This window comes from Microcoleus sp. Pol11C2, assembly GCF_036701505.1.
Classification (GTDB): Bacteria; Cyanobacteriota; Cyanobacteriia; order Cyanobacteriales; family Microcoleaceae; genus Microcoleus.
Window position 1 is genome coordinate 203,196 of the sequence record NZ_JAUBQX010000002.1, and the last position, 26,097, is coordinate 229,292.

The following is a 26,097-nucleotide window of genomic DNA, read 5'->3' on the forward strand; positions in this document are numbered from 1 at the left end:
CTCAATACAGGGTCGCCTGCTTCCTCCAGTCCCAACGTTTGTGTCACGTTTGCCGTTCATCTCACAAACTTAATCCTATGCACATATTCACAGCCGCCGATCGCACCTATATTCTGGGGTTAGCAGCACTTCTGAAGTCTGTAGATCTGAATATTAGCCAATCTGGGGAGGAGCAGGTCAAAATTAGCGTTGTATCTACCAGGATATATTCACAGCAAAAGGAACAGTTACAGAATTGCTGCAAATACCAGATTGAATGGCAAGAATTGCAATCTAATTACGACCAACTTCTTTCGATATCAGGTTCTAAACTTCCTTACGTTAAATTGGAGCCGCAAAAATATACCAAAGAAACAGAAAGACTGATTTGGCTCGACAGTGATACGATCGTTCTGGGCAGCTTAAAGCCGCTGTGGAACTTAGATTTTCCAACTCTGCCGATAGCAGCCGCAGCCAACGTCTGGGGAAATCCCAACAATTATCAAGATCGAAACCCTTATTTCAATAGTGGTGTTTTAGTTTACAACATGAAGCTTTGGGATGAAGAGCAACTGTCCGAAAAGTTGCTCCAAAACGCTAGGTTTCACGTTTGGGGCGATCGCGATCAAGGTGCATTAAATTCAGTTTTAGTGGGAAGGTGGAAGCAATTAGACCAAATATGGAACAACCACAAGACTGATGATATGTCAAGTAAAGTGATGCACTTTATGTCAAGACCGAAACCGTGGGAAAGCTCCGCCCCCAATCAATTATGGCTTGATATGTTGTCTCAGACACCGTTTAAGGACGAACTGGAAAAAATTCCAAATAAGTTTAAGGGGCTGTCGAACTTTCAGGTAAAATACCAAAGACTTGACCGATGGTTGAGCGAACCAATACTGAAGTTTAAGAGTTACCTGAAGAAACAAAAACTTTAAGGTCAAAATTGGTCTTTCATGCCGCGCAATCGAGCGAAGGTTTGCACTGGGTCGCGGGTGTTGGCGGCTGATTGGATTTGGGGAAAATCCCAGCGCAAAAATGGGTTTGTGCTTTTTTCGATGCCGATCGATGATGGTATTGTAGGTTGCGATCGACTGCGCGCTTCCTTGACTTCCGCCAAGCGCTGCTGTAAATCGGGATTGTCGCCATCCACACTCAAGGCAAATAGCAGGTTGTTCAGCGTGTATTCGTGGGCGCACCAAACTCTGGTATTGTCGGGCAAGTTTCGCAGTTGTTCCAGAGAGGCTAACATTTGGGCGGGAGTGCCTTCTTTGAGCCTGCCGCAGCCTCCGGCAAATAAGGTGTCGCCACAGAACAATTCGCCGATTTCGCTGGGGTTGCTGGGGGGGAAATAGTAGGCGATGTGAGCTTTTGTGTGGCCGGGTAGGAAGAAGACTTCGGCGGTTCTGTTGGCGAAAGAAACTCGATCGCCCGCTTGTAAAAACACTTGCTGTCCGGGAATTCTGCCTCTATCTTCTGCGCCACCGTAAACTTTAATTTGGGGAAAGCGATCGATCAGTTCCTGATTGCCGCCTATGTGGTCGCTGTGGTGGTGGGTATTGAAAATTGCTGTTAATTCGGCTCCGAGTGCTTGCAGTTGCTCTAATACTGGCTGCGATCGCGCGGGATCGACGACGGCTGCTGTGTGGCTATCGGGGTCGTGCAGCAAGAAAATGTAATTGTCGGACAGTACCGGAAGCCGATAAACCTGCATAGAAAAGTGCCTCTCTAGGAAAAATATTATATAATTAAATTAGTTCTGAACGCTATCCGAAAGCTGATTGCAGATTTATTAAGTCCGCGTATCTATCTTGGGAAGTAAAACTCTGATACGTTATTTATGCTGTTGAGCAAAGTGATTTACGGTCGGGTACGCACCATTTTTGGGTTAATAAGTGCAATCGGCTTTAATTATTTTAGCATACAAGCGATCGAAGAATAAATGCGAACATCTCACAACAAATCGAACTTAACAATTTCTCAAAAAGTCGATCGGATTGTAGCGTCTGGTAAGATCACTCGCCGGGAACACTTAGTTTTGACTTCGGCTATACTGTCAGATGATAAAATTTCAGAAGAGGATCGACATCAAATAAATCGGATATTTGATTATATCCAAATTGGTCGCCTCAAGTTTATCGATTGAACAGAAAGACTTGCACAGTCAGCATCTATCTGGAGTATAAAAAGCGTTTTTTAGGAGTGCGATCGTCCCGTCCCGCACAGCAAAGCCTATTTATTTCGCTTGAATTCTCCGGCTTACGCCTAGTGTGAAAGCGTCTGATGTGGCAGTCTCAAGTTAACAAGGCTCTTGGCAATCCCAGCTACAAAAACAGGCAGAAGAAAATGAGTGCAGACAAACCAACTATTTTGGTGACGGGCGGAGCTGGATATATTGGCTCTCACGCGGTATTAGCGCTGAAAAACGCCGGTTACGGTGTGGTGATTTTGGATAATTTAGCTTACGGTCACCGAGATATAGTAGAGCAGGTTTTGCAGGTGGAGTTTATAATTGGCGATACGAGCGATCGCACTCTTCTCGATAACCTGTTTGCTACGCACAAAATTGATGCGGTAATGCACTTTTCTGCATACGCTTACGTGGGCGAATCTGTTACCGACCCAGCTAAATATTACCGCAACAATGTCATCGGTACTATTACCCTTTTGGAAGCAATGCTCGCTGCTGACGTGAAGAAGTTTGTGTTTTCTTCTACTTGCGCGACTTACGGTGTACCGCAGAAAATCCCGCTCACAGAAGACCACCCACAAAACCCGATCAATCCCTACGGTGCTACTAAGTTAATGGTAGAACGGATTTTGTCGGATTTTGACGCTGCGTACGATTTCAAGTCTGTTTGTTTCCGCTATTTTAACGCGGCTGGGGCCGATCCGAACGGGTTGTTAGGAGAGGATCACAATCCAGAAACTCACCTGATCCCGCTGGTGTTGTTCGCTGCTTTGGGGAAACGAGATTCGATCGCTATTTTTGGCACCGATTACGATACTCCTGACGGTACTTGCATCCGGGATTACATTCACGTTAACGATTTGGCATCCGCTCACATTTTGGGATTAGAATATTTGCTAAATGGTGGCAAATCTGATTTCTTTAATTTGGGCAACGGCGGCGGGTTTTCGGTGAAAGAGGTGATAGAAACGGCTCGCCAAGTGACGGGAAAAGAGATTAAGGCTGTTGAACGTGAGCGGCGTCCGGGAGACCCGCCTGCTTTGGTTGGCAGCAGCGAGAAAGCCATCAAAACCTTGGGTTGGTCTCCAGAATATCCCGACATTAAGAACATTATCTCCCATGCTTGGCAGTGGCACCAAAAACGCCACAACTCTTAGTCTTTAAGGTGCGCTGGGCGCACCTTACCATTACAGCCAAGTTGGATTAAATTCTTGTGGGGTGGGCGTCCCCCCGCCCCAAAAATACAATATGCTAATAATATCTGCTAAATCAGGACAACTGGGCAACCGGTTGCTGCTTTTTGCTAATTTCATTGCTTGGGCGATCGAGCATAATTTGACTGTTCTCAATCCGGCTTTTGAGGAATATGCAGAATTATTTGTGGGAACTGCAGGGGATTTTTTGTGTTGTTATCCTCCTCCACATTTTACCGCAGCAGGCAACAAGTTAGTCCGAAGCAAATATTATAATTTTATTAACTATTTGAGCCACAAAAAAATATTCAAAACGCAAGAAATAACCCGAAAACAACCTTTTAGTTGGCTAAAATATCAGGAAATCGAACAAATCAAGCACGGTTCAATTGTTTTTTTTCAAGGCTGGCTATTTCGAGATGGCTGGTTTGTAGAAGATCTCCCCTATTTACACAAGTACGCCGACCAGATTAGAGCATACTTGGCACCATTAGAGCGATATAGAATCAATGTAGATCGTTTGATATTGAATTTAAAAAATAACTCGGATATCCTCGTCGGAATTCACATCCGTCAAGGGGATTATGCTCAGCATCAAAAGGGGAGATACTTTTACACAACTCAGCAATATTTAGAAGTCATGAATTCGGCGGTAAGCCTATTTGACGGAAAAAAAATCAAGTTTTTGATTTGTTCTAATATTCCACAAAATCAGAGTTTATTTGATAATTTTAACTGTGGATTTGGCAGTGGTCACTTAATTGAAGATATGTATGCTTTGGCTGAGTGCGACTATGTTGTCGGGCCGCCTAGCAGTTATACTATGTGGGCTTCTTTTTATGGAGATAAACCTCTTTATATGATCCGCGATGTCAATAAAACAATTAACCTGAAAGATTTTGTACATTTTTATGAATGGCAAGGAATTTATCACAGTCGAGATGAGTGGAGTGAGAGCTTTTGGGAGTGGACACACGCTCGCTAAATAAGTAAATCAATAAGTAAATTAATGAATTCAAATAAATTAGCAATCAAGGGATTTATCACTATATTAACCGGTCTTTACTCTTTCCAAGATTGCGTTCATTTTCTGGCGTCTGTCAGGAAGTTTCACCGGGAACCAATTATTATTTTAATAGATAGAGTACCTCTAATTTTATATCCTTTACTTCAGGTGTTCGGAAATGTCATATTGAAACCTGCACCCTCTAATGAAAATCCTGTTTTGGCGTCGCGGCTAGCTAAGCTGGCTTTGTACGGGGAATCTCTGTTTGAGAAAACTATTTATATGGATTGTGATATTTGTTTGCTGTCACCAATAGATGAGGTTTTTGATTTTCTTGATGGGGTGGATTTGTTGGTGACGGAAGATGTGCAGCCTGCGATTGCTAAAGCGGCAAATTTATTAAGAGTCAAGCAGGATATTCTGTCAACTTTGCAGTCTGTCGGGTTGCCGCTAAATGCAAATAGCATTCAATACAATGGGGGATTTATCGCTTTTACGAAAAGCAGTAAAACTCAGGAATTGTTTATAAACTTTAAGAAATATTTTAACATGGTAGTGGCCCATCAAAATGTGCTACTATTGAAAGACCAGGGAGCTTTTGCGGCGGCTGTTGAATCGGTGAAACCGAAAATGACAACTTTGTCCCCGGTTTACAACTACTTGGATAAGTGGAAAGATGTTTATACGATCGACAAACCGATTAAAGTAATGCACTGCACTTATCCTTACCGCCCTCAGTACGCGAAGAACGTGACGAGATCGCTCTTTACTAGAATAGTCGATCGCACGGCTAAAATATTTTTACCCAATCAACTTAACAATCCCTGGCGTTTAAAATAATTAAAGGTTGTGGGCTAACTGCATCAAAAGCCACAAAATTCAGCCCAAAATTTTAAAAAATTAGCCTCAACATATCCGAAAATTTACCTAGAAGAATTATTGCTGGCTGGAATAACAGTCTTGGGTTCATTATTGTGTTTTTTTTACCAAAATACTTCGTTGCTGCCCTTTGCGCTGGTTAAAAACCCGGTTGCTTTGGTCGGGAGTGCGTGAGTCCCCATCGCCTTGACAAAAGCTCGGTTAAGCAGGAAAATTAAACAAATGTTTTAAACAAAATACTCAGTGAAAGTTTCATTAGTAGTGAGCGATTTGTCAGGCGGAGGTGCAATTCGTGCTTTTTTATTAGCTCAAGTCTTGATAGAGCTTAAATGTGATGTAGAAATTGTTGGATTTCAGTTTGGCAAGGAATTGTACGCTACTCCTCCTAGAGACATCCCAGTATGTGCGATACCGGGTAAAAATTATCCGGGGTTTTTAATAGATGCTCAAAAACTTTGGAAAAAAATAGATGGGGATATTATTTATGCAGTCAAACCTAAACCTACAAGCTTTGGGCTATCACTGCTAAAAAACCTGGCGACTCGCCAATTTATAATTTTAGATATAGACGACTGGGAACTGAGCTGGTACGGCGGAGATGAATGGAAATACCGTCCATCTTTCAAACAACTTTATCGAGATATTTTTAAACAGAACGGTCAATTGAGAGAACCGGATAATCCGCTCTATCTCAAGTGGATGGAAAGTCTCATTCACCGTGCTGATGCAGTCACCGTTGATACTGAGTTTTTAAAACAGCGTTTTGGTGGTGTATATTTGCCTAATGGTAAGGATACTGGAATGTTCGACCCTGCTAAATACAATCCTGAATTGAGCAGACAGCGTTACGGCTTATCCGGGTATAGAGTTCTGATGTTTCCGGGGGCACCGCGACCTCATAAAGGCGTGGAGGATGTTTTGATGGCCCTCGAACAGTTAAATGAGCCCGATTTAAAATTAGCGATCGTCGGCGGGAGTCCTTATGATGATTATGATGATAAACTTGTGAAACAATGGGGGCGTTGGATTATTAAACTGCCAAGGTTTCCAGTGGAGACAATGCCGTCCGTTGTAGCCGCGGCTCATGTTGTCGTTGTTCCTCAGCGAGAAACTCTCACAGCCGTGGCTCAGTTTCCCCTCAAGCTGACAGATGGCATGGCAATGGCTAAGCCTGTTTTGTCTACGCGAGTGGGGGATATTCCAGCAATTTTAGGAGGAACCGGTTATTTAGTCGATCCGAGTTCTCCCGCTCAAATTTCACAAAAAATTCAATGGATATTTCAAAATTTGACAGCGGCTAATTTACAAGGAATGAAAGCTCGGGAAAGATGTGTGAAAAGATATAGTATTCAAGCAATGAAACCGATACTTTCAGATATAATTGCAGGTATGTAAAGGTTATTTTAAAACTCCTCAATGGAGGAAGAAAAGCTGGCTGTTATTAAAGAATATTTTGAGATGCCGTACTGTTTAGCTGGGAATGCTTCATGTCTGCCAATAAGCTACTCCTAAAATTTGCCAGACGATATCCCGGCAGGATTTTCTTAACTGTGATGCTGGGCTTTTCTGGCGCGTTATTCAACGGTATCAGCACTACTCTGATTGTACCAGTGCTTTTAAGTTTTTTAGAGCACGCTATCGAGCTGCGCGGCGCTCCACCTCTAATGAAAACTTTGATGTATCCCTTTGAGGGAATGCCCGAAAATCAGCGTTTAATGTTGATGACCGGGGCGGTTGTGCTGGCAGTTTTTTTAAAAAATGTTGCGAGTTATATCAATACTTTAGTAGCTACTTCTCTGACGCGATCTCTTACTTTTGATTTGCGAGAAGCAGGCTTGCGGTTGTTGTTAGAAGTAGATTTAGATTTTTACTCGAAAACTAAAGTCGGGGATTTAATTAATAGATTGGGTGGAGAGATTGGTCGGACTGCTAGTGCAGTTGGTACGGCCATCGGAATGTTTACTACGTCAATCACGGTTTTGGTGTTTGTGGGTCTTCTACTTTCTATCTCGTGGAAACTGACGGTGACAGCTACACTTTTGCTGGCGTTAGTTGCTTGGGCAAATCAATATATTATTAACCGTTCCAAGTATTTTGGCCACCTGCTTTCTGAAATGTCGAAAGATTATTCGGTTAGGGTGCTGGAAACCATTACTGGGATTCGGCTGGTCAAGTCAACGGGGAACGAGGAAAGGGAGTATCAGCGGATCAAGCATTTAATTCAAAAGCGAGAACAAGCGGATTTTCAGGCTCAGGTAAATTATGCGGCGATCGCCCCAATTAACGAAGTTGTTAATTTAATAGTTGTAATTTTGATTGTATTTATAGGCCGCACAATATTTGCCAATGAGATAGAGTCTATTTCTACAATTTTATTAACCTACTTATTGGTACTTTTTAGGTTGATTCCTTTAATTTCACAGTTGAATAGCGGGCGCAGTCAATTTGCTAATACGTCGGCTAGTGTAGAGGTGGTTAATAATTTTTTGAGCTGCGAGGACAAGCCATTTATGCTGAACGGTTCTGTGCCTTACACTCATTTGCGATCGGGAATTCATTTTAATAAAATATCTTTTAGTTATCCTAACCACAAAAATTTAGTTTTGCAAGGAATTGATTTATTTCTACCTCACGGCACTACTTTGGCTTTGGTAGGAACTTCGGGTTCTGGCAAGTCAACTTTGGCAGATTTACTGCCGAGATTTTACGATCCTACTGAAGGTCATATCTCTATCGATGGCAGGGATTTGCGCGAATTTGAGCTGAAAAGCCTCAGACAAGCGATGGGTATTGTTAGCCAAGATACGTTTTTATTTAATGCTTCAGTGCGCGAAAATATTGCTTATGCTAGACCCCAAGCGACTGAGGAAGAAATTGTGGAAGCAGCGAAGGGAGCGAATGCTTACGAGTTTATCCAACTATTGCCGGATGGGTTGGAGACTCAAATTGGCGATCGGGGCGTGATCTTATCGGGAGGGCAGCGCCAGAGAATTTCAATTGCTAGAGCCCTGCTGCAAAACCCGGAAATCTTAATTTTAGATGAGGCAACGAGTTCGCTGGATACGGTTTCGGAAAGGTACGTGCAAGCGGCGATCGAGAAATTGAGCTGCGATCGCACAACCTTAGTCATCGCCCACCGCCTCTCCACAGTCCAAAAAGCCAACAAAATCGCCGTGATCGATCGCGGACAAGTAGTAGAAATGGGTTCCCACGAAGAATTGCTAGCAAAAGGAGGTTACTACACTCGCTTGTATTCAGTGCAATTTGCCGAAGAAACCGCTCGCGATGAAGCTCTAATTAGAGGTTCTTACGAAATTCGCACTCGTCTGACTCCCATGATAGCTTACCTCAAAATGCTAGTAGATGAAATGGTAGACTCTCCCGAAGAAAGAGACGAGTTAATCCGAGAATCATTTCACTCGGCTGCTAATATTTTCACTACTTTAGAATTTATAGAAAACACTATTAAGCGTCAGGCTGTTAAAAAGTAGTCAGAAGGAAGAAGGAAGGAGGAACAATTTAGGAACAAGAAGGCATAAGTCCTATCATGTCGGGTTGATTTACCTTGGTTCCCAGGCTCCGCCTAGGAATACATACGTGGAGGCTCTGCCTCCCCTTACCAATTACCAACTACCAATTACGATGTCTAAATATTATGTATTTTTTACCCGAAATGTCTTGCCACAACCCAATGTAGCGAGCTTAGTTCAAGTTGCCCACTCTGCAAATGCCGCAGCAAATCTCGGTTATCCAGCAGTTTTGGTATACCTCCGTAAAGGCTGGAGTGCTTTGAATCCGGTTGATTTGCTTTTTCCTTTTCAACCCAGGAAACCCGATGACAAACTTGCCAAAATTTACAATATTCAAGATCAATTAAAAGTAGCAGATTTACCGATGCCGTGGCCGATAGACCTTTTGGACAGCAAGTGGACGAGTTCGAGTACAATAGTCTCAAAATACTATTTACCTATTCACCTGGTTAAATCCACTAAAATTGTCCACACCCGCGACTGGAACTTTGTCAAAGCTGCCATTAAAAACGGTATTCCCGCTATCTACGAACAGCACCACCATGAAAACAAGCAATTTGAATCAGAAATTGTCCGCAATCCTCTGTTTCAGATTTCCGTAACTGTTGCCGATACAGTGCGAGACAGCATGATTTTGAATGAGATGCCGCCGGAAAAAGTAATTACGCTGCACAACGGTTTTAACCATTTGTTTCTCGCGAGACAAACAGAAGCTGCCCTGAAGTGGCGACAGCAATTAATAGAAGATGAAAGACAGTATTTAGCAGTTTATGCAGGCGGACTTTACCCGTTTAAAGGTGTTGATATGTTGGTGGATGTGGCTAAGGAATTGCCACTGGTTCAATTTGCGATCGCGGGCGGTGATTCATCCCAAGTAACAGGCTACCAGCAGTTAGCAAAATCCAAGCAAGTTAACAACATTAAATTTCTCGGCTACCTCCCTCAAAATCAATTGGCTAGCTTGCTGCAAGCAGCCGATGTTTTGACTCACCCTCACTGTTTGACAGAGGCCGCGACGTTCACATCTCCTTTAAAGTTCTTTGATTATATGGCATCGGGAACTCCGATTGTAGCGACGGAGATTGCATCTTTAATGGAATTTAAATCTGGAAATATAGCAGCAACTTGGTGCGAACCGGATAACCCGCACCAGTTCGCGCAAAGCATTCGAGATTGTTTAACCAAATATCCGAGGAAAAGCGAAGGTTATGCAGAAACAATGGATTTTGTCAAGCAGTTTTCGTGGGAAAATAGGATAGAGAGAATTTTGAGTTATGTGGATGACCAAGTGCGATCGCAAATCATTCATTAATCCTGATCCGATAATTTTAAAATCCTCCGGGGCGAGTTTTACCAACAATCATCGCCTAAAATTAATAATCTCATAAACCCGCCACCCCCCACGCAACAACCAGATTTATTATTAGATATGAACCCAAAAATTATCGGCACAATCACCACCTACCCAGGCATGAGTCAAAGCGACTGGCTGTGGCAACAAACCCCCCACAACTTCGGCAAATGGGGCAACATTCAAATGCTCGCCAACCACCCAGAACCAGACTTTTTACTGATGTATCAATTCGACTTTCCCCAACAACCCAAAAAGCAATCTTGGGTCGATAAAATACGTCGCTACAGGCATCAACACCCAGAAAACGACATCCAAGACAAATTGCGCGGTGTCCCCAAGGAACGGATTATTTACCTAATCCGCGAACCGCCATTGCCAGAAGTTATTGAAATTACCAAAGCCAACTACGAACAAGCGAAACTTTATTGCGGTTACGTTTCCGGGCCAGACGATTTCGCACCAAACCCCAATTATATGCCCGCAATTTGGTATCACTCTAACTCGTTTCGAGAACTCGATGAAATGCCTGCGCCCCCGAAAACTAAATCCTGTTCTTGGATTACTTCAGGTGTTAGCCGCAGCGCCAATCACCGCCAGAGATTAAACTTTATCAAATTGCTGCAATCACAAGAATTGGATTTTGACCTTTACGGGCGAAACTTGCCAACTTGGGCGCGCGGGAACGGCACTATGAACAATAAATGGCACGCCGTCGCACCATACTATTACAACTTAGCTATAGAAAATTATGCCGAAAACGATTGGTATGTCAGCGAAAAGCTTTGGGATGCTTTGTTAGCTTGGTGTTTGCCAATTTATTACGGCGGTTCGGCGGCAGATAAGTTGTTGCCGGCAGGGAGTTTTCTGCGGCTGCCGAGTTTGGATGAGAAAGGAGTAAAATTTATTAAAGAGGTTGTGGCTACTGCGGATTATTGGCATGAAGCGAGGGAGAAAATTGCCGAAGCCAGACAAATCATTCTCCATGAATTGAACTTGCTCAATTGGCTGTCTAAGTTTGTATCTCAGGAAATAGCACAATGACAGAAAATAAAAATAAACTACAAAACTATTTGCCTACCTTTGAGTTTGATGTGATAACAGTAAATTTTGATCCACAAGAAAACAGTCGTCACCGTCATTCAGCTCACTTCTTCCCCGAAGAGTTAGGAAACGAAGTTCTACTGGAAATGGTATCGATTCCCGGCGGCACATTTATGATGGGTTTCCCCAGCAGCGAAACAGGAAAATATTATTACATAGGTCCGCAGCATCAAGTCACAATACCCGCTTTTTATGCAGCCAAATATCCTATCACCCAAGCACAGTGGCAAGCAGTAATGGGAAACAATCCATCAAAGTTCAAAGGTGAAAAACGTCCTGTTGAATCTGTATCGTGGGATGATGCCGTCGAATTCTGTGGCAAACTGTCGGAAAAAAGCGGGAGAAAATATCGCCTTCTGAGTGAAGCAGAATGGGAATACGCCTGTCGTTCCGATACAACAACCGCATTTCATTTTGGGGAATACATTACCACGGAAATAGCCAACTATGACGCAAGCGACCCCTGCGGATATACACCCGGAGGACTTTATCGCAAAGAAACAACAGATGTAGGGAGTTTTCCTCCGAATCCGTTTGGATTGTACGATATGCACGGCAATGTTTCGGAGTGGTGCAGCGATAGGTGGAACCAAAACTATAACGGCGCACCAACTGACGGAAGTTCCTGGGAAATTGGCAAAGATGATTACCGGGTGATCCGTGGCGGTTGCTGGGTCAGTGAGTGTATCGGTTGCCGTTCTGCCTCTCGCGGCGCTTCCTCGGCGGGCGATAGGTCCAGTGTTCGGGGTTTTCGCGTAGCGATGGCGTCGCTTTCTCCCTCGTCTTAGTTTTCCCCCGATGACTCTTTTTTACCCTTTAGATAATTCGGCGGTTGAAACCCCAACGACACAAACAAAGTCCGCCTTCGCGAGACTATAGATATGAATGGAATTTGCACGCTAGCCAACGATACAGTTTACGACCAACTAATTGCCTTACTCAACAGTATTGAAGTTATATTAGGCTCAAATATTCCTGTCTGCATTTATCCTTTCGACGACAAAATAGAGCAAATCAAAGCTGAAATTGTTAACCGTCCCAACGTCTTTATTTATGAAGATAGCGCATCAATTCAGCGATGGGACAAATTCATGCAAGCAGCCGCACCAGAGCGTTTGAACCGCAAAAAATTCCGGCTTTACGGCGCACACCGGCGCTTTTGCGCTTTCGACGGCCCGTTTGAAAAGTTTATCTATATGGATGCGGATACTTTGCTGATGAATTCCCTTGATGCGGTTTTTCAGAGGTTAGAGGAATCGGATTTTGTGGTTTATGATTTTCAATTTCGCGACCCAACTAAAGTATACAATATTCAGTCACCAAAACTCCTCGAATTTTTTGAGCAAAATCGGATAGACTCGGAAATATTTTGTTCTGGATTTTATGCCAGCAAGCAAGGATTGTTTGAGCAAGATACTAGGAAATGGCTGTTAGCTCAACTGCAATCGGGCGAGGCTGAAATTCTCTATGAAGGTGCGGGAGAACAGCCGTTGCTCAATTATATGGTGATGAAAACGGGGATAAATAGCTATAATTTTGCTTATAGCCTCCCGGATGGCGAAAAAACTGGGTGCAGCGTCACTTCCCAACATTTTGAAGAGCAAGATAAGATTTTGTACGACAAGGGAAACCGACTTACTTACATTCATTATATTGGTGTGCCGCCGGATTTAATTCGGAGAGTTTGTGCGGGCGAAAATATTGAGTTTCCCTATCGCGATTTGTTCCTGCATTACCGCTATCTCCGGGAACCGGAAAAGCGTCCGATTTTTGCCCAAGCGCCAAAGTCTTATACTGAGGTTTCTGGGGCGAATTTGTTAAAAAGGGTATTGAGAAGGTTGAGGATAAATTTATGAATCGCGGTATTTATATTGTTGCGAATGATAAGGTGATCGAAAGTGCGATCGCCCTTTTAAACAGCATACGTCTGTACAATTGTCAAGTACCTGTTTTTCTGATTCCCTTCGACGACAATTATCAGCAAGTCGCAGCCGCACTCAGCCGTCTCCACGACGTGCGACTGTTCCCAAATCTGGAGTTTGTGGAACAGTTTACCAGAGAAATTGGCCAAATGTTCGATCGCAACTTTTTAGCCCTCCCCAACAAAATGCGAAAACTCGCAGCCTGGTTTGGCCCCCTAGACGAATTTCTGTACATCGATACCGATATCATCGTCTTTGAAGACATCGCAGACAACTTAAACAAACTATCAGAAGTAGACTTTTTTTGCTGCGACTACCACCACCTCAACGAAAAACTGCGAAATGTATTTTCACCTGCTGTAAAAGAACAAAATATCTTTACAGACTCACAGCTTCAAGATGTATTTAACAGCGGTTTTTGGGCTTCCCGAAAAGGAACTATTACAGAATCGCAAATGTATGAAATTTTGCGAGAATGTTCGCAGCATCGAGAATATTTTGACTTTACTCAAAATGTCACAGACCAACCTATACTAAATTATATCATTCTTAAACTGATTCCCAAGCGCTGCAATCTTGTTAAAGATTCAGCAACCGAACCGGGAAGCTGGGCTGGTTCCAATCATTTTCAAGAAATAAATTATGTTCTTTATGACAAAGGCAAAAGGTTAAAATATATTCACTGGGCTGGAATCCCGATTAAATCGGGCAGCCCTTATTGGAAACTTTGGAAACATTATCGTTATCTCAATGAGGAACAACCAAATTTAGTGCAAAAAATATCTCGGGCTTTCAGTAGGTGAGGATAAAATCATATGTTCTATCATTGTCAACAAGCTTTGAAGAACAGGCAAGATGCCTGTTCCACGATTCATAAATCTTGTTGTGTTTTTGACACCAAACAAGCTTTGAATAACAGGCAAGATGCCTGTTCCACAATCAATAAATTTTATTTCTTGTGGTGTGGGCATCTTGCCCGCACCTAAAAAGCAATATATATGCCCTGGGTTACTTATTAAATAAAATCCGATGACTGATGGCATTTATCTTCTAGCAAACGATGTTGTTTTTGACCACTTAGTCGCTTTATTGAACAGTCTCGAAGTCAATGGAGCAAAAGATATTCCTGTTTGCATCATTCCCTATGATGATAACTTGAAAAAAGTGCGATCGCACATTTCCCACCTACACAATGTCACCCTGTTTGAAAATACCGATTCTATCCAGTTCTGGGAAGACTTTGCGACTCAAGTTTGGAAAACTCATGCAAAAGCTCAAAAAGTTTGGCAATCTCAAGGTTTGAAACCTGTTCAATGTTTGGAAATGCACCGAAAATTATGTTGTTTCGACGGCCCTTTTGATAAATTTATCTATTTTGACGCAGACACTCTATTAATGGGTTCTCTAGATTATATTTATCAAAAGCTTGATGATTTTGATTGGGTAGCAAACGATTTTCAATACAAATCAGACCTCAATTATATATTTGATTTGTCCTCCCCCAAATTACCTCAAATTTTAAATATTGACGAACTGCAATCTCATACTTTTTGTGCGGGTTGGTATGCGTCAAAAACCGGGGTTTTTAATCGAAACAATTGCTCTCAATTATTAGAAAAATTAACATCAGGAGAAGCGGAAATTATGTCTTTACGGGGCGCTGACCAATCTTTACTTAACTATTTAGTCGCCCGCAGCAATATCTCTTTTTACAACTTTGCATATGCTGAACCCGAACAGGTAACGGGAAATCATTGGTCTTCTCAATTTGATGTGATAGATTATGTTCTATATGACAAAGGACGACGGTTGACTTATTTGCACTACATGAGTATTTCGGCTGCAAAGTTTACTAGATTGTGTGCTGGCGAAGATGTTGATATTCCCTACCGAGACGTATTTCTGCACTACCGCTATTTGAATTCGCCGGAAACACAGCCAAAACTCGCGCCTCCAAATTTGTTGGTTCGCTTGCAGAGAAATCTCAAAAGTTGGGTCACTAAAAAAGTTAATAATGTTCAATTTAAGTTGCGGAATTTCTGGGATAGATAGCATCTCACTGTACTCTAGCTGTACACAGACTGAATCCACTCCCATTCGCGCCTTAAACCTTCTTCTAAAGTAACCTGCGGCTGATAACCTAAGATTTTCTTGGCTTTAGACACATCCGCGCTAGTGTGCCGCGCGTCTCCCCTCGCAGCTTCGGTAAAATCTATCCGAATAGGTCGATCGACAATTCTCTCTATTGTATCAATAACTTCTTTTAAAACTACCCGACTTCCCCCACCAATATTAAAAACTTCCCCCGCAGCTTCCGCAACCTCAGCCGCCGCTAAGTTCGCCGCAACGCAATCGCTGATAAACGTAAAATCCCGCGTTTGCAATCCGTCGCCGAAAATTGAAATCGCCTCATCAAACAAAATCGACTTAAAAAACTTGTGAAAAGCCATATCGGGGCGCTGTCTCGGCCCGTAAACGGTAAAATAGCGCAGCGAAGTAGTTGGAACGCCAAAATTATGGTAATAAAGTCCACACAAACGTTCACCGGCTAATTTCGTAATTCCGTAGGGAGAAACCGGCTGCGGACAAGCATTTTCACTCGTCGGGAAAGCTTCAGCATTTCCATAAATTGAAGAAGAAGAAGCATAGACAAACTTTTGCAATCTTGGCGCATCTTTTGCAGCTTCTAACAATACTTGGGTGCTGTTAATATTGCGTTCGGTATAGCTGCGAAAACCGTCGCCCCAGCTAGCACGAACTCCGGCTTGCGCCGCCTGATGAAATATTACCTTAGCATCGGATAAAAGACCTCGCCAATTTAGAGACAAAATATCGCCTTCCACCAATTCAAAACCCGGATACTTTTCAAATCGTGCAATATTCTTGCGCTTGAGAGCCGGGTCGTAATAATCGTTGAACTCATCAATACCGATAACCGTCTCGCCTCGATTTAAAAGAGTTTCTACTAAGTTAGAGCCAATAAATCCCGCCGCACCCGTAACAATTAAAATACTCATTCGATTTTAGATTTTAGATTTTAGATTTTAGATTTAAAAATTTTTACACCAATTATTGCATAAGTTGTCCTCTTCTTCTTTCTCTTCCTCTGCGTTCTCTGCGTTCTCTCCGGTTCAAAAACCATCAAATAGGATAATCTTAGAGAACTATCAACCCCCTTCCTTCGGATCAAAAGAGGTTGATAGTTAACTTTCATTGTTCAAAAGAATCTAAATCCAGCGCTTGGGAACCTCCGCGTTCTAACTCGATCAAAAGCTTACCCAACTGAGTCCAAACTAGCCAGCCCGTGAGTAGCGTCAGTGGCAAAGCTAGGGCATAAGAAAGTAGTTTTGGGAAGCCAAAAATCTCCATTCCAGAAGCTAAAAATACGCAAATACCGCCAGCCATTCCCAGAAAAGGTATGACCAATTGCAACCTTGGCAGGTTAGCCAAGGTGCGAGTAGAACGATTTTTAGACCACTGTTGTACGGATTGTTTGAGAGTTGCTTCAAATGCTACGCCGGAGGCCATACCTGCTAGTAATCCAGCCGACATTAAAAAATAGGGAGGTTCTGGAAAATAATACACGAATAATTCCTTAATTTGGGTAATTTGGGTAATTGGGAATTGGGAGTAGGTAATTGAGAATTGGGAAGTGGGAATCGGCAAAAGTAGAATTATTTTTCTTTCTTCTTCCCTCTTCCTTCTTCCTTCTTCCCTCTTCCTTCTTCCTTCTAATTAAAACCGAGTTAGCGCCGCTGCTCCTGCTGTGGAAAACTCCGTCAAAGCGCCTAGAGCAACGTTGAAAAGGCGACCGGGCTGCAAATCTTCCTTGACTAAGTTCCACAGGCTGCGAACTTCTTCGGTGTGGATTCGATCGTCCTCAATCAAAGCTAACATTAGCTGGCGTCTCAAAAACGACCCTTCCTCGGACAGCAAAAATTGCAAGCCTAGTTGTGCTGTGGGTAGCAGGTCGAAACTGCGATCGGATCGGGCGATCGCGATCATGTCCTCTAACCTGTTCCACTGGAATTTGCCATCTTTGAATAATACCTCAATCAGACGCCGCCGCAGAGCCGGAGATTCTCCGTTCAACAAACGCCGCGCTACATAAGGATACGCCACCTCGACTATCTTGAAATTGGGATTCAGCGTCAGGGCCAAACCTTCTTCTGTCACCAGAGAGCGAATAATTAAGGCAAATTTCGCAGGCACCCGGAAAGGATAATCGTACATCAACTCCGAAAACTGGTCTGTAATCGTCTTGAAGTTAAAATCTGACACCTTTTCGCCGACGATATCACCCAGTACAGATTCCAGCGCCGGGACGATCGGCATAATATCTGTCTCTGGTGTCAAAAAGCCAAGTTTGACAAAATCCTTAGCTAACTCTAAGTAATCTTTGTTGATTAAGTGAACGACAGAATCAACCAAAGTTTCTTTAGTTGTTTCTTCCATCTGATCCATCATCCCAAAATCAATGTAAGCCATACGGCCGTCCGCTAAGGCAAACAGATTTCCCGGATGGGGGTCAGCATGAAAAAATCCGTGTTCGAGCAACTGCCGCAAACCGCTGCGGACTCCGACCTCAATTAAACTATCGGTATCCAAACCTGCGGCTTTAACACTTTCCATATCTGTCAGCTTGATGCCGTCAATCCATTCGAGAGTCAGAACGCAATTTGAAGTATAACGCCAGTAAATACTCGGAACTTTTACTGTCGGGTCGTCTGCAAAATTTGTAGCAAATTTCTCGGCGTTGCGTCCTTCATTGATATAATCAATTTCCTCGAACAATTTGATACCGAATTCATCGACTATTAAACAGAGGTCGTGACCGAGATTCAGCGGCAGCAACGGGCCCAACCATCCAGCCGCCCAGCGCATTAAGTAAAGGTCAAGGCTCAAGACGGGCAGCAAATTCGGTCGCTGAACCTTGACTGCTACTGCTTCCCCGGTGAGGAGGCGAGCTCGGTAGACTTGACCGAGACTTGCCGCGGCGACAGGTTCGGGGGAGATTTCGCTGTAGGTTTCGCTAATTTTGCGATCCAGTTGCGCTTCAATAATCTCGAAAGCGCGCACCGAGTCAAATGGCGGCAATTGATCCTGAAGTTTGATCAATTCTTCGAGAAAGTCTTTGCGGATCAAATCCGGTCTGGTAGAAAGGGCTTGGCCGACTTTAATGAAAGTCGGGCCCAAGCGAGTGAGTATTTGTCGCAGGTGGGTGGCTCGTTCCGGCTGGTGTGCTGCGACTTCGTGCTGCCAACTGTCCCACAGCATCCCCAGAACGAAGCCTGCAAAAGACCAAATAACGGTAATTGCGCGCCAAATTGCTTTCCAAGGACGGTTGCGGTAATACTGAGCGATCGCTTGTGGATCGTAGCGTCTAGCCTGAGTGAATTGATACTGAGGCACTCGTTTATTTTCCTCTTATCTTCTGAAAATTACAGGTTAAATTGAGAATTGGGCATCTGCCATCGGGCATCGGGCATTAGGTATCAGGCATCGGGCATCGGGGATTGGAAGTCGAAAGTTCAAATATTATTTATTCTTCGTTCTTCCTTCTTCGTTCTTCCTTCTTCGTTCTTCCCTCTTCCCTCTTCCTTCTTCCTTCTTCATCATTGACCGATCGCATTCCAAGGTTTAGGCGAGCGGAAAATGCACCCGTTCGAGGCGGATTGCTAGCCTAAATTTGTTTCTTTTCATTAAATATAGTACATAAAAGTACAAGTGATCGGTCAAAATACTTAACGGTTCTCCCGGACCGCTGCACATTCTCACACCACTGCAACCCTGCAATTCTTTTCTCCTCCTGCATTTCCCTCGCTTATGCCATCGCGCCACAGCTACCGGATGCGATCGGCCTTTGCCAAGCAATCTTTCAGACCATAAATCGTCCGCTCTTGTTGATCCCTCGACAGTTCCGGGAACATCGGCAAAGACAAGACTTCGCGACAAACTTGCTCAGCCTTGGGCAACTGACCTGCTTGATAAGCCAAAGATTTGTAAACAGGTTGCAGGTGCAAAGGTAACGGATAGTAAACCATCGAACCGATGCCAGCTTCCTGCAACTGAGCCCGCATCCAATCTCGAAAATTGCCAGAGGGATTTTGCGCCTCTTCTGGACTTGTCAGCCGGATCGTGTATTGATTCCAAACTCCTTTTGCTTCCGGCAACTCTTTGGGGACGGCAACTCCGGGCACGCGGGAGAGAAATTCGGTGTAAAGTGCCGCTTTCTCCTGGCGCTGCACGTTCCAACTGTCGAGATACCGCAATTTAATGCTGAGAATCACCGCTTGCAGGGCATCTAAACGGCTGTTGTACCCGATTTCTTCGTAGAAATATCTAGAAGACTGTCCGTGTTCTTTGAGCACTCGCATCGAAGCTGCGAGGGCTGGATCATTTGTCGTCACCGCGCCACCGTCACCGCAAGCACCTAAATTTTTGGTCGGATAAAAACTGAAGCAGCCGACATGACCAATGCTGCCGACTTTTCGAGATTGCCATTGGGCCCCGACAGATTGGGCGCAATCTTCAATTACGGCTAAATTGTGCCGAGTCGCAATTTCCATCAACCGAGTCATGTCTACCGGTTGGCCAAAGATGTGGACGGGCATAATTGCCTTGGTTTTGTCGGTAATTGCCGCTTCGAGGAGCTCGACATCCAGATTAAAAGTCTCGCTGTCAATATCGACAAATACTGGAGTCGCGCCGACGGCGCTAATTGTCTCAGCCGAAGCAAAAAAGGTAAAAGGAGTGGTAATCACTTCATCGCCAGGGCCAATTTTGAGAGCTCGCAAGGCCAAAATCAGGGCATCCGTGCCGGAGTTGCAGCCAACGCACTCGGAAACGCCGATGTAGTCGGCGAACTCTCGTTCAAAACTCTTCACGGCTGGGCCGCCTACGTAGCCGCCAGAGGCAAGCACTTTTTGCACCGCAGCGGTTATCTCGTCGCCAATCTGCGCGTATTGGCGGGTTAAGTCGAGGGGGGGAACATTATTCACTCTTCACACCATAAATTTCAACCATTATCAAAGCAAATTCTTGCAGCAAAACTGTTTCCGAGAAACGTTTATTCAAATATCTTATATTTGGACAGGCAAACAATCACATTATCGAAAGGGTAGGCCGGTGTTAATTCTGCTAGATTTTACAGATTTGGGTTGGGCTTTGGGGATGGTGGCGATCGCGATCGGGCTTTCGGCGTGGCAGGGATTGGGGCTGGAGGGGGCGATCGCGATCGCGGCGGGGCGCACTCTGATCCAGCTAATCTTAGTCGGATACGTGCTCGCAGTCGTATTTGACCCCGAGGGAAAAAATCCTTGGCTGGTTTTAGCAGTTTTAGCAATCATGCTGACAACTGCTAGCATGGTTGCCAGCAACCGCATCAGCAAAAAAATCAAGAACTTACTGCCCTTAGTTTGGGGCTCAATTTTTATCAGTACGGCCTTGACTCTCGCCTATACAAACTTGCTAATTTTGCAACCTGACCCTTGGTACGAACCGCAATACCTGATTCCTTTAGCGGGGATGATTTTGGGCAATGCTATGAACTCCGGGGCGATCGCCGGCGAAAGACTTGTCAGTACAGTTAATAGCAGCCAGTTAGAAATAGAAACCCATTTAAGTTTAGGTTCCACTCCGCAGCAAGCAGTAAAACAGTACCGCAAAGATGCGATAAAAGCGGGATTAATCCCGCTCTTAAATACAATGACGGTCGTAGGAATAGTAACTTTACCGGGGATGATGACAGGTCAAATGCTGAGCGGTGTCAGTCCTCTCGATGCAGCATCTTACCAGATTTTGATTATGTTTGTGTTAGCGCTGGCAACTGTAATCGCAACTCTGCTGTTGACTGAGGGATTGTCCCGGAAGTTTTTTAATCAAGATGCACAATTGATCAAATGGTAATTGGGAATTGGTAATTGTAGATGTAAATTGATTATGATTACCGTAGGGGCTGGTTCACCAATGTCTCCCATACAAATGATAAATATCATAAACCCGCCCCGCCCGTGATTTTATCGACCCCAAGATCCGGTCGGGGCAGGTTTAGGGAATATCGGGCTGATCTTACTCAGCAGATCCAATGATTGGAATTAATCGTTCCTCGATTTCATGAATATAGGCTGTTAAGCCTGTATGAACACCGTTTTTTCGTAGAAGTTCCAGACTCGTCTCTTCCCAGCACTGTTGTTCGCGTTCCATTTGGCCACCTGTTAGCTTTTCCACAACAACTTTAGGATTTCTAATGCGATCGGGTTCTTTCCATGAGTTAGAGCGTAATTTGTGTGACTCCTCGCAAGGATTAAACCTCAATTGTGTCGTTATCTCTTGAAAAATTCGTTCTTCCTCTTGAGTAGATGGAATAAACCCATTCAATACCCAGGCTTCCCGCATTCTGTTGGCTGTACCAATAATAATTTCTAATTTAGGTTGTCGATTAATGTGTTCAGAACGTGCTTGCTCAATACCTTCTCTTCGTTCAGGTTGATTATCTAAATCCCGGATCAGGAGAACTGCTTTAATCTGTCGTGTTTTTTGAATAAATCTTACTAAATTCAGAATTTTTATAGCTGCTGCACCATCAGCTTTTAATGCTCCATCTTTACCATGACCTAAATACCTTGGTGGACGGAATCCTAAGCTTTGTTGCAAATTATCTATAATTTGATTAATATCTTGCCAACAGGAATGTTCTGTATTTTCTTGTAAGCCACTCCAACGAAATAAATATTGAAGCTGTCCAGAGTCTAACCAATCAATTTTATCCACTAAAAGGCGATCGGCTAATTTAGTAGCGGTTCGTGCATCTGCGCTACTTTCCACAATCACCACAAACTCAATCATTTATTTCTCCTGCAACCACCCAATCTTCTCCCTCCGCATCCCAGAATTCTCCCGTGGTTAAAGTTTGTTTTGCCCATTCGACATCAGGATGTTCATCCAATCGTTTGCAACGAGTCACACCTGAATTGTTGTTACTTAATACGTGGACTTGAGACGGAAGAAGTTCATCCACAATGTAAGGAGAATGGGTAGAAAAAATAATTTGCAGATTGCTGTTGTCTTGAAGAATTTCCTTGAAAACAGCGATTAATTCTCGTTGCGCTTTGGGATGGAGTCCCTGTTCAACATCATCTAGTAACACTAAATTAGGTTGATTGGGATTCATCAAAACAGTTAATAATCCGAGAGCGAGCATTGTTCCTTCGCTAATGGCATGGGCTGGAATACGCTTACCAGTATTCATATCTAGGACAACTTCTTGCCCTGCCATTTCCTGACTTTCTTCGTAGGAGATAGATTTGCCATCGACTTCGATTAAGCGTTGGCGATTGACCATAACCTTAGCTCGCCTTACCCCTACCTCGCGTACACCTGGTACAATCCGTTTCAACATTTCTTGTAAAGATTGAAATTCATCTGGAGCTTCGTCACGAAGATAGTCTAAGGTAGGTGCTAACCCTGAACCATCGAACTCTACTCGCGGGGTAATTGCATCGCTGTAAGCTGCTTTTGCAAGATTAGTAGCTACTAGCTTAAGATGAACTGAGTGTCTCAAAGATTTAGGAAGTGGATATTTAGCATCGCTTAGTGAACTTGACCATCCTTGCACCTTTCCAGGTTCTCGCTCCACTTTCCATGATGCTATCGGAGACCAAGGAGGGTTAACGCTTTGTGTCCAGCTATAGGAAGCTTCCCAATCAGCCCGAGGATTGTATCCCCAATAACCACTTGCAGTAACAGACATATTATTGTGCCCAATTGTTGTAATAAATTGAGGCGCTCTTTCATACTGAAAAATATTGGCAAATGATGAATTAGCAAGCCTACTGAGATAATGCAATGCTTGCAACACTGATGTTTTACCAGAACTGTTTTGTCCTACGAGTGCGTGTAGGCGTGAATTATCAAAATTAAGTTCTGTATCTTGATGACTTTTGAAGTTATGAAGTTTGACCTTTTCTAGCATTTGATTGCTAATATTATTTTATACAGTTTGATTGCCGAAATTGTAGTGTGTGTTCGGATATTCTAAGTTGTTGGCGCGGATCTAATTTTAACTATCCTGTTTCTTGAAACAATGAGTGGGGCGTTGCTTCTAGCCCGCCCCAAAAACTAAAATTAAATGCCGTAACAGCTTACTTCGGTTCGTGACTCCCAATCCGCTTGCCTTCGCCATCGTACACCTGCATCGGGATTTTGGCGTTTTCGGCGATCGCCTCCAAAGCTTTTTGCAACGTTTGAACGTGCTTTTCTACAGCTTGGCGAGACTTCACAGCATTGTTGTTGTTTGCTTGAATGAAAGTTTGTTGCAGTTTCTGCACGTAATTAGGAGTCATCTGTACCGCAATCAAATCTTTGCTAACAGTATAGTCGCAAATCTTGGGGTTGCCTTTACAAGTTCTATCTAAATCGGTGCGGGCTTTTTGCAGGTTCCTTTCTTCCTGTAACCTTACTTCTGCTTGCTGCAATGAAGTTTTGTAGGAAGCGATCAGCGGTTGGGCTTTCTGAGAATAGGCAGTTGCCGCCGGCACTTGCTCCGCGTAACTCAAAGCTCTTCGCCAGGATTCTGATGCTTTAAACCAGGCGTTTTTGCCCTCAAAAATTTGAGCTTCCGCTGCTAAAGTCACAGCTTGAGTATACGCATTTTCCGAAATTCCTTCGACATTTTTGCGCTCGCGAGCTTCTGAAAGTTTGGTTTCGTATTTAGGAACTAACAGTTTAGCTTGTTGGTAAGATGTCGTGCTCGTGGGAATTTCTGATAGGATGTCGAGGGATTCTTCCCAACCTGATTGCACTTGATCCCAAGTCTCGGCTGTCTGAGCTACTGCTTCGCGAGCTTCTGCTATTTGGGCTCTACTTTTGGCCGCGAGCAGCGTTTTTTCGGCTTTTTTCTCTGTACTTAACTGCCTATTTCCAGTTGCTAAATTCTTCGCGTATTCTTTTGTCTTTCTCTGAGCAAACGGATAAACTGGGCTGTCTGTGGGAATTTCTCCGAGTTCGGCGATCGCACTTTGCCACAGAGCTTGCGCTTCCTGCCCGTTCTCGGCAGAATAAGGCGGATTTTGGGTTTTCTGGGCTGCTGACTGTGCGAGGCGCGCTGCATCGATCGCAGAGTTTAAATTCTGATTTTGCGAACGGTAGGTTTCCAGAGCGCTTTGAGCTTCACCGCGATGAATTGACCAGGAGGGAATCGGTTCTAAAAGGGCAATCGCCTGTTTTAACTGTCGCTGCGCTTCTTGGGGGCTGTTGGCAACTTTTGAGGTTTTCAGCGTCTTCGTCGAATTATCGCTCAACTGTTTGGCATTAGCTAATGCAGTACATTCTCCGATGACACAGGGGCGGCTCAGCATATAATAACCGCCTGCCAAAATTAGCGCCGCCATGCTCACCATTCCTGCTGCAGCCAGCATCGCAAACGGTGAATGCTTGGGTTTTTGGGCAACTGCTACCGCTTCCATATCCAGCGGATTGAAGGGATTGTCTGCAATATCTGCCGGGATTGCAGCTACCTTAAAGGCGATCGGCTCGGAATTGCTGGAACTCTCCGACAAATTGGGGAAATATTCTTCATCCCACGCATCTTTCCCATCCGTTTCTAACGGTATCTCCTCCTCTACATCCGCCGTCTGAGCAACATTTTCTGTTAAGACTATCCCTGTTTCTTCTGCGGGGGTATTCTCGGTTTTTTTGAACAACTGCACTGTTTTTGGTCTTGACAAAACAGGCTGGTGCATGGTAAAAGAATGGAAAGCATAAGGCTGTTTTTGCCCGGTAATTTTTAGGCAAAGTCCAATCTGTTGAATAGATTCGGGTTCTATTTCAAGAATTGCTGCTTCTAGCACCGCAAAAGTCGGTTTGGCTTTGAGAACTAAACTGCGCGGGTGTTCTCCCACAACCGTTAAAGATTCATCTCGAAAATCACAACTAATATAAAGCGGTAAGTTTTTAAAGCCGGCTGCTTGCAAGTGTTGCTGCAATTTTACTTCGAGAATTTGTGCGTTGCTTTGTCGCGTTGCTGCTGTCATATTTTTTCCTCTCTCTGATATCACCACTTTCGATTTTAGATTTGGGATTTTTGATTTTAGATTGCCGAACTGTCGGGATTTTTGATTTTTTTGAACTAGGGCACCAATTCATTCCAAATCTTAACTCTTAAAATTCAAGTTGCAACAAAATCTTAACTCTCAAATCTCAGCTTGCAAAGCCTGTCCATAACTTTCGCTGTAATAAACTTGAGTCACGTCAAAACGTCCGCCATATTGTTTGAAAGGTTCTGCTGCATAACCAAGTGGCAGCAAACAGCAAACATCTACTTCTTCGGGAATTTGAAAAACTTCTTTCACCTTAGCGCTGACAAAACCTTCCATCGGACAACTGTCTACCCCAAAACTTTTAGCTGCAATCATTAAGTGGGCTACTGCGAGCATTGTATGTCTGTTTGTCCAAGCTTCTAGGGAGTCGAAGCAGGGACGGTTCTCGAACAATTGCGGGATTGCTTGTCGCATATAACCGGCTAAATTGTCATTCATTGCCCCTGTGGCTTTGCCCAATTCGATGACAGCTTCGGTGTTTTCGGGCCTGGCGGCGCGTCGATCGCCACAACAGATTAATACTACTGGGGCTTCTACCACTTGGCGCTGATCAAAGGCGCAAGCTTTTAATTTTTCTTTGCTGGCTGAGTCTTGAAGTAGGATAAACCGCCAAGGCTGCAAGTTGTAACCAGAGGGCGATCGCACTCCCAACCGCAAAATCTCAGCCAATATTGCTGGGGGAATCGGATCGGGTTTGAAGCTGCGCGCGGCCCGGCGGCTTTCGATCGCCGTTTTAACATTAATTGAAGGTTGGATTTCAATTGTCATGGATAATTCTAATGGGTAATTGGTAATCGGTAATTGGGCATTGGGCATTGGGCATTGGGCATTGGGATTGGGGCAT

At 43.9% G+C, this 26,097-nt stretch carries 22 protein-coding genes; 13 read left to right on the plus strand and 9 right to left on the minus strand.

Annotated elements, in window-relative coordinates:
- Positions 1–77 precede the first annotated feature (77 nt).
- On the plus strand, positions 78–917 hold the full coding sequence (locus QUA42_RS02375; protein WP_333134753.1) for a glycosyltransferase: 840 nt from the start codon (positions 78–80) through the stop codon (positions 915–917).
- Between the two features lie 2 nt (positions 918–919).
- Here the strand turns inward: QUA42_RS02375 and gloB are convergent, their stop codons facing one another.
- Complete coding sequence (gloB, locus tag QUA42_RS02380) at positions 920–1,693, minus strand: hydroxyacylglutathione hydrolase (protein WP_333134755.1); 774 nt, start codon at positions 1,691–1,693, stop codon at positions 920–922.
- Positions 1,694–2,325: 632 nt separating this feature from the next.
- Between gloB and galE the strand changes: the two genes are divergently transcribed.
- The 11 genes from galE (at position 2,326) to QUA42_RS02435 (ending at position 15,207) form a co-directional block, all read left to right on the plus strand.
- Positions 2,326–3,327 carry a UDP-glucose 4-epimerase GalE gene (gene galE, locus QUA42_RS02385; RefSeq protein WP_333134757.1) on the plus strand — a complete coding sequence of 334 codons (1,002 nt, stop codon included), beginning with the start codon at positions 2,326–2,328 and terminating at the stop codon, positions 3,325–3,327.
- A 91-nt stretch (positions 3,328–3,418) separates the two neighbouring features.
- Positions 3,419–4,348, plus strand: coding sequence for an alpha-1,2-fucosyltransferase (locus tag QUA42_RS02390; protein ID WP_333134759.1), 930 nt, complete (start codon positions 3,419–3,421; stop codon positions 4,346–4,348).
- A gap of 24 nt (positions 4,349–4,372) precedes the next feature.
- The gene (locus QUA42_RS02395) at positions 4,373–5,209 is read left to right on the plus strand and encodes a hypothetical protein (protein WP_333134761.1); all 837 of its coding nucleotides are present in this window, start codon (positions 4,373–4,375) and stop codon (positions 5,207–5,209) included.
- A gap of 282 nt (positions 5,210–5,491) precedes the next feature.
- Positions 5,492–6,643, plus strand: coding sequence for a glycosyltransferase family 4 protein (locus QUA42_RS02400; RefSeq protein ID WP_333134762.1), 1,152 nt, complete (start codon positions 5,492–5,494; stop codon positions 6,641–6,643).
- A 92-nt stretch (positions 6,644–6,735) separates the two neighbouring features.
- Entirely contained in the window at positions 6,736–8,739 is a 2,004-nt protein-coding gene (locus QUA42_RS02405; RefSeq protein ID WP_333134764.1) for an ABC transporter ATP-binding protein, read from the plus strand.
- A gap of 151 nt (positions 8,740–8,890) precedes the next feature.
- Positions 8,891–10,090 carry a glycosyltransferase family 4 protein gene (locus tag QUA42_RS02410; protein WP_333134766.1) on the plus strand — a complete coding sequence of 400 codons (1,200 nt, stop codon included), beginning with the start codon at positions 8,891–8,893 and terminating at the stop codon, positions 10,088–10,090.
- Between the two features lie 117 nt (positions 10,091–10,207).
- Positions 10,208–11,173 carry a glycosyltransferase family 10 domain-containing protein gene (locus QUA42_RS02415; RefSeq protein WP_333134768.1) on the plus strand — a complete coding sequence of 322 codons (966 nt, stop codon included), beginning with the start codon at positions 10,208–10,210 and terminating at the stop codon, positions 11,171–11,173.
- Complete coding sequence (locus tag QUA42_RS02420) at positions 11,170–12,021, plus strand: formylglycine-generating enzyme family protein (protein ID WP_333134770.1); 852 nt, start codon at positions 11,170–11,172, stop codon at positions 12,019–12,021. Before QUA42_RS02415 ends, QUA42_RS02420 begins: the two co-directional genes overlap by 4 nt.
- 93 nt (positions 12,022–12,114) lie before the next feature.
- Entirely contained in the window at positions 12,115–13,089 is a 975-nt protein-coding gene (locus QUA42_RS02425; RefSeq protein WP_333134772.1) for an Npun_R2821/Npun_R2822 family protein, read from the plus strand.
- Positions 13,086–13,958, plus strand: a complete 873-nt coding sequence (locus QUA42_RS02430; protein WP_333134774.1) for an Npun_R2821/Npun_R2822 family protein — start codon at positions 13,086–13,088, stop codon at positions 13,956–13,958. The genes QUA42_RS02425 and QUA42_RS02430 overlap by 4 nt, the downstream gene beginning before the upstream one ends.
- Positions 13,959–14,184: 226 nt before the next feature.
- Positions 14,185–15,207: an Npun_R2821/Npun_R2822 family protein gene (locus QUA42_RS02435; RefSeq protein WP_333134776.1), complete on the plus strand. Its 1,023-nt coding sequence runs from the start codon at positions 14,185–14,187 to the stop codon at positions 15,205–15,207.
- A gap of 14 nt (positions 15,208–15,221) precedes the next feature.
- Here the strand turns inward: QUA42_RS02435 and QUA42_RS02440 are convergent, their stop codons facing one another.
- The 4 genes from QUA42_RS02440 to QUA42_RS02455 form a co-directional block, all read right to left on the minus strand.
- Positions 15,222–16,172, minus strand: coding sequence for an NAD-dependent epimerase/dehydratase family protein (locus tag QUA42_RS02440; protein WP_333134778.1), 951 nt, complete (start codon positions 16,170–16,172; stop codon positions 15,222–15,224).
- A 193-nt stretch (positions 16,173–16,365) separates the two neighbouring features.
- The gene (locus QUA42_RS02445) at positions 16,366–16,740 is read right to left on the minus strand and encodes a hypothetical protein (RefSeq protein WP_333095054.1); all 375 of its coding nucleotides are present in this window, start codon (positions 16,738–16,740) and stop codon (positions 16,366–16,368) included.
- A 150-nt stretch (positions 16,741–16,890) separates the two neighbouring features.
- Positions 16,891–18,567, minus strand: coding sequence for an AarF/ABC1/UbiB kinase family protein (locus tag QUA42_RS02450; RefSeq protein ID WP_333134780.1), 1,677 nt, complete (start codon positions 18,565–18,567; stop codon positions 16,891–16,893).
- 431 nt (positions 18,568–18,998) lie between these two features.
- Entirely contained in the window at positions 18,999–20,156 is a 1,158-nt protein-coding gene (locus QUA42_RS02455) for a DegT/DnrJ/EryC1/StrS family aminotransferase (RefSeq protein ID WP_333134782.1), read from the minus strand.
- Positions 20,157–20,283: 127 nt separating this feature from the next.
- On the opposite strand from QUA42_RS02455, the gene QUA42_RS02460 reads away from it, so the two are divergent.
- The gene (locus QUA42_RS02460) at positions 20,284–21,063 is read left to right on the plus strand and encodes an ABC transporter permease (protein WP_190742169.1); all 780 of its coding nucleotides are present in this window, start codon (positions 20,284–20,286) and stop codon (positions 21,061–21,063) included.
- A gap of 162 nt (positions 21,064–21,225) precedes the next feature.
- On the opposite strand, the gene QUA42_RS02465 is transcribed toward QUA42_RS02460, so the two are convergent.
- From QUA42_RS02465 to QUA42_RS02480, 4 genes are all read right to left on the minus strand, one after another.
- Positions 21,226–22,002: a hypothetical protein gene (locus QUA42_RS02465; RefSeq protein ID WP_333134784.1), complete on the minus strand. Its 777-nt coding sequence runs from the start codon at positions 22,000–22,002 to the stop codon at positions 21,226–21,228.
- Complete coding sequence (locus tag QUA42_RS02470) at positions 21,995–23,128, minus strand: AAA family ATPase (RefSeq protein ID WP_333134786.1); 1,134 nt, start codon at positions 23,126–23,128, stop codon at positions 21,995–21,997. Before QUA42_RS02470 ends, QUA42_RS02465 begins: the two co-directional genes overlap by 8 nt.
- 169 nt (positions 23,129–23,297) lie before the next feature.
- A complete protein-coding gene (locus tag QUA42_RS02475) occupies positions 23,298–25,187 on the minus strand; it encodes a hypothetical protein (RefSeq protein ID WP_333134787.1) in 1,890 nt (629 codons plus the stop codon).
- Between the two features lie 159 nt (positions 25,188–25,346).
- Positions 25,347–26,021: a nitroreductase family protein gene (locus QUA42_RS02480; RefSeq protein WP_333134789.1), complete on the minus strand. Its 675-nt coding sequence runs from the start codon at positions 26,019–26,021 to the stop codon at positions 25,347–25,349.
- Positions 26,022–26,097 lie beyond the last annotated feature (76 nt).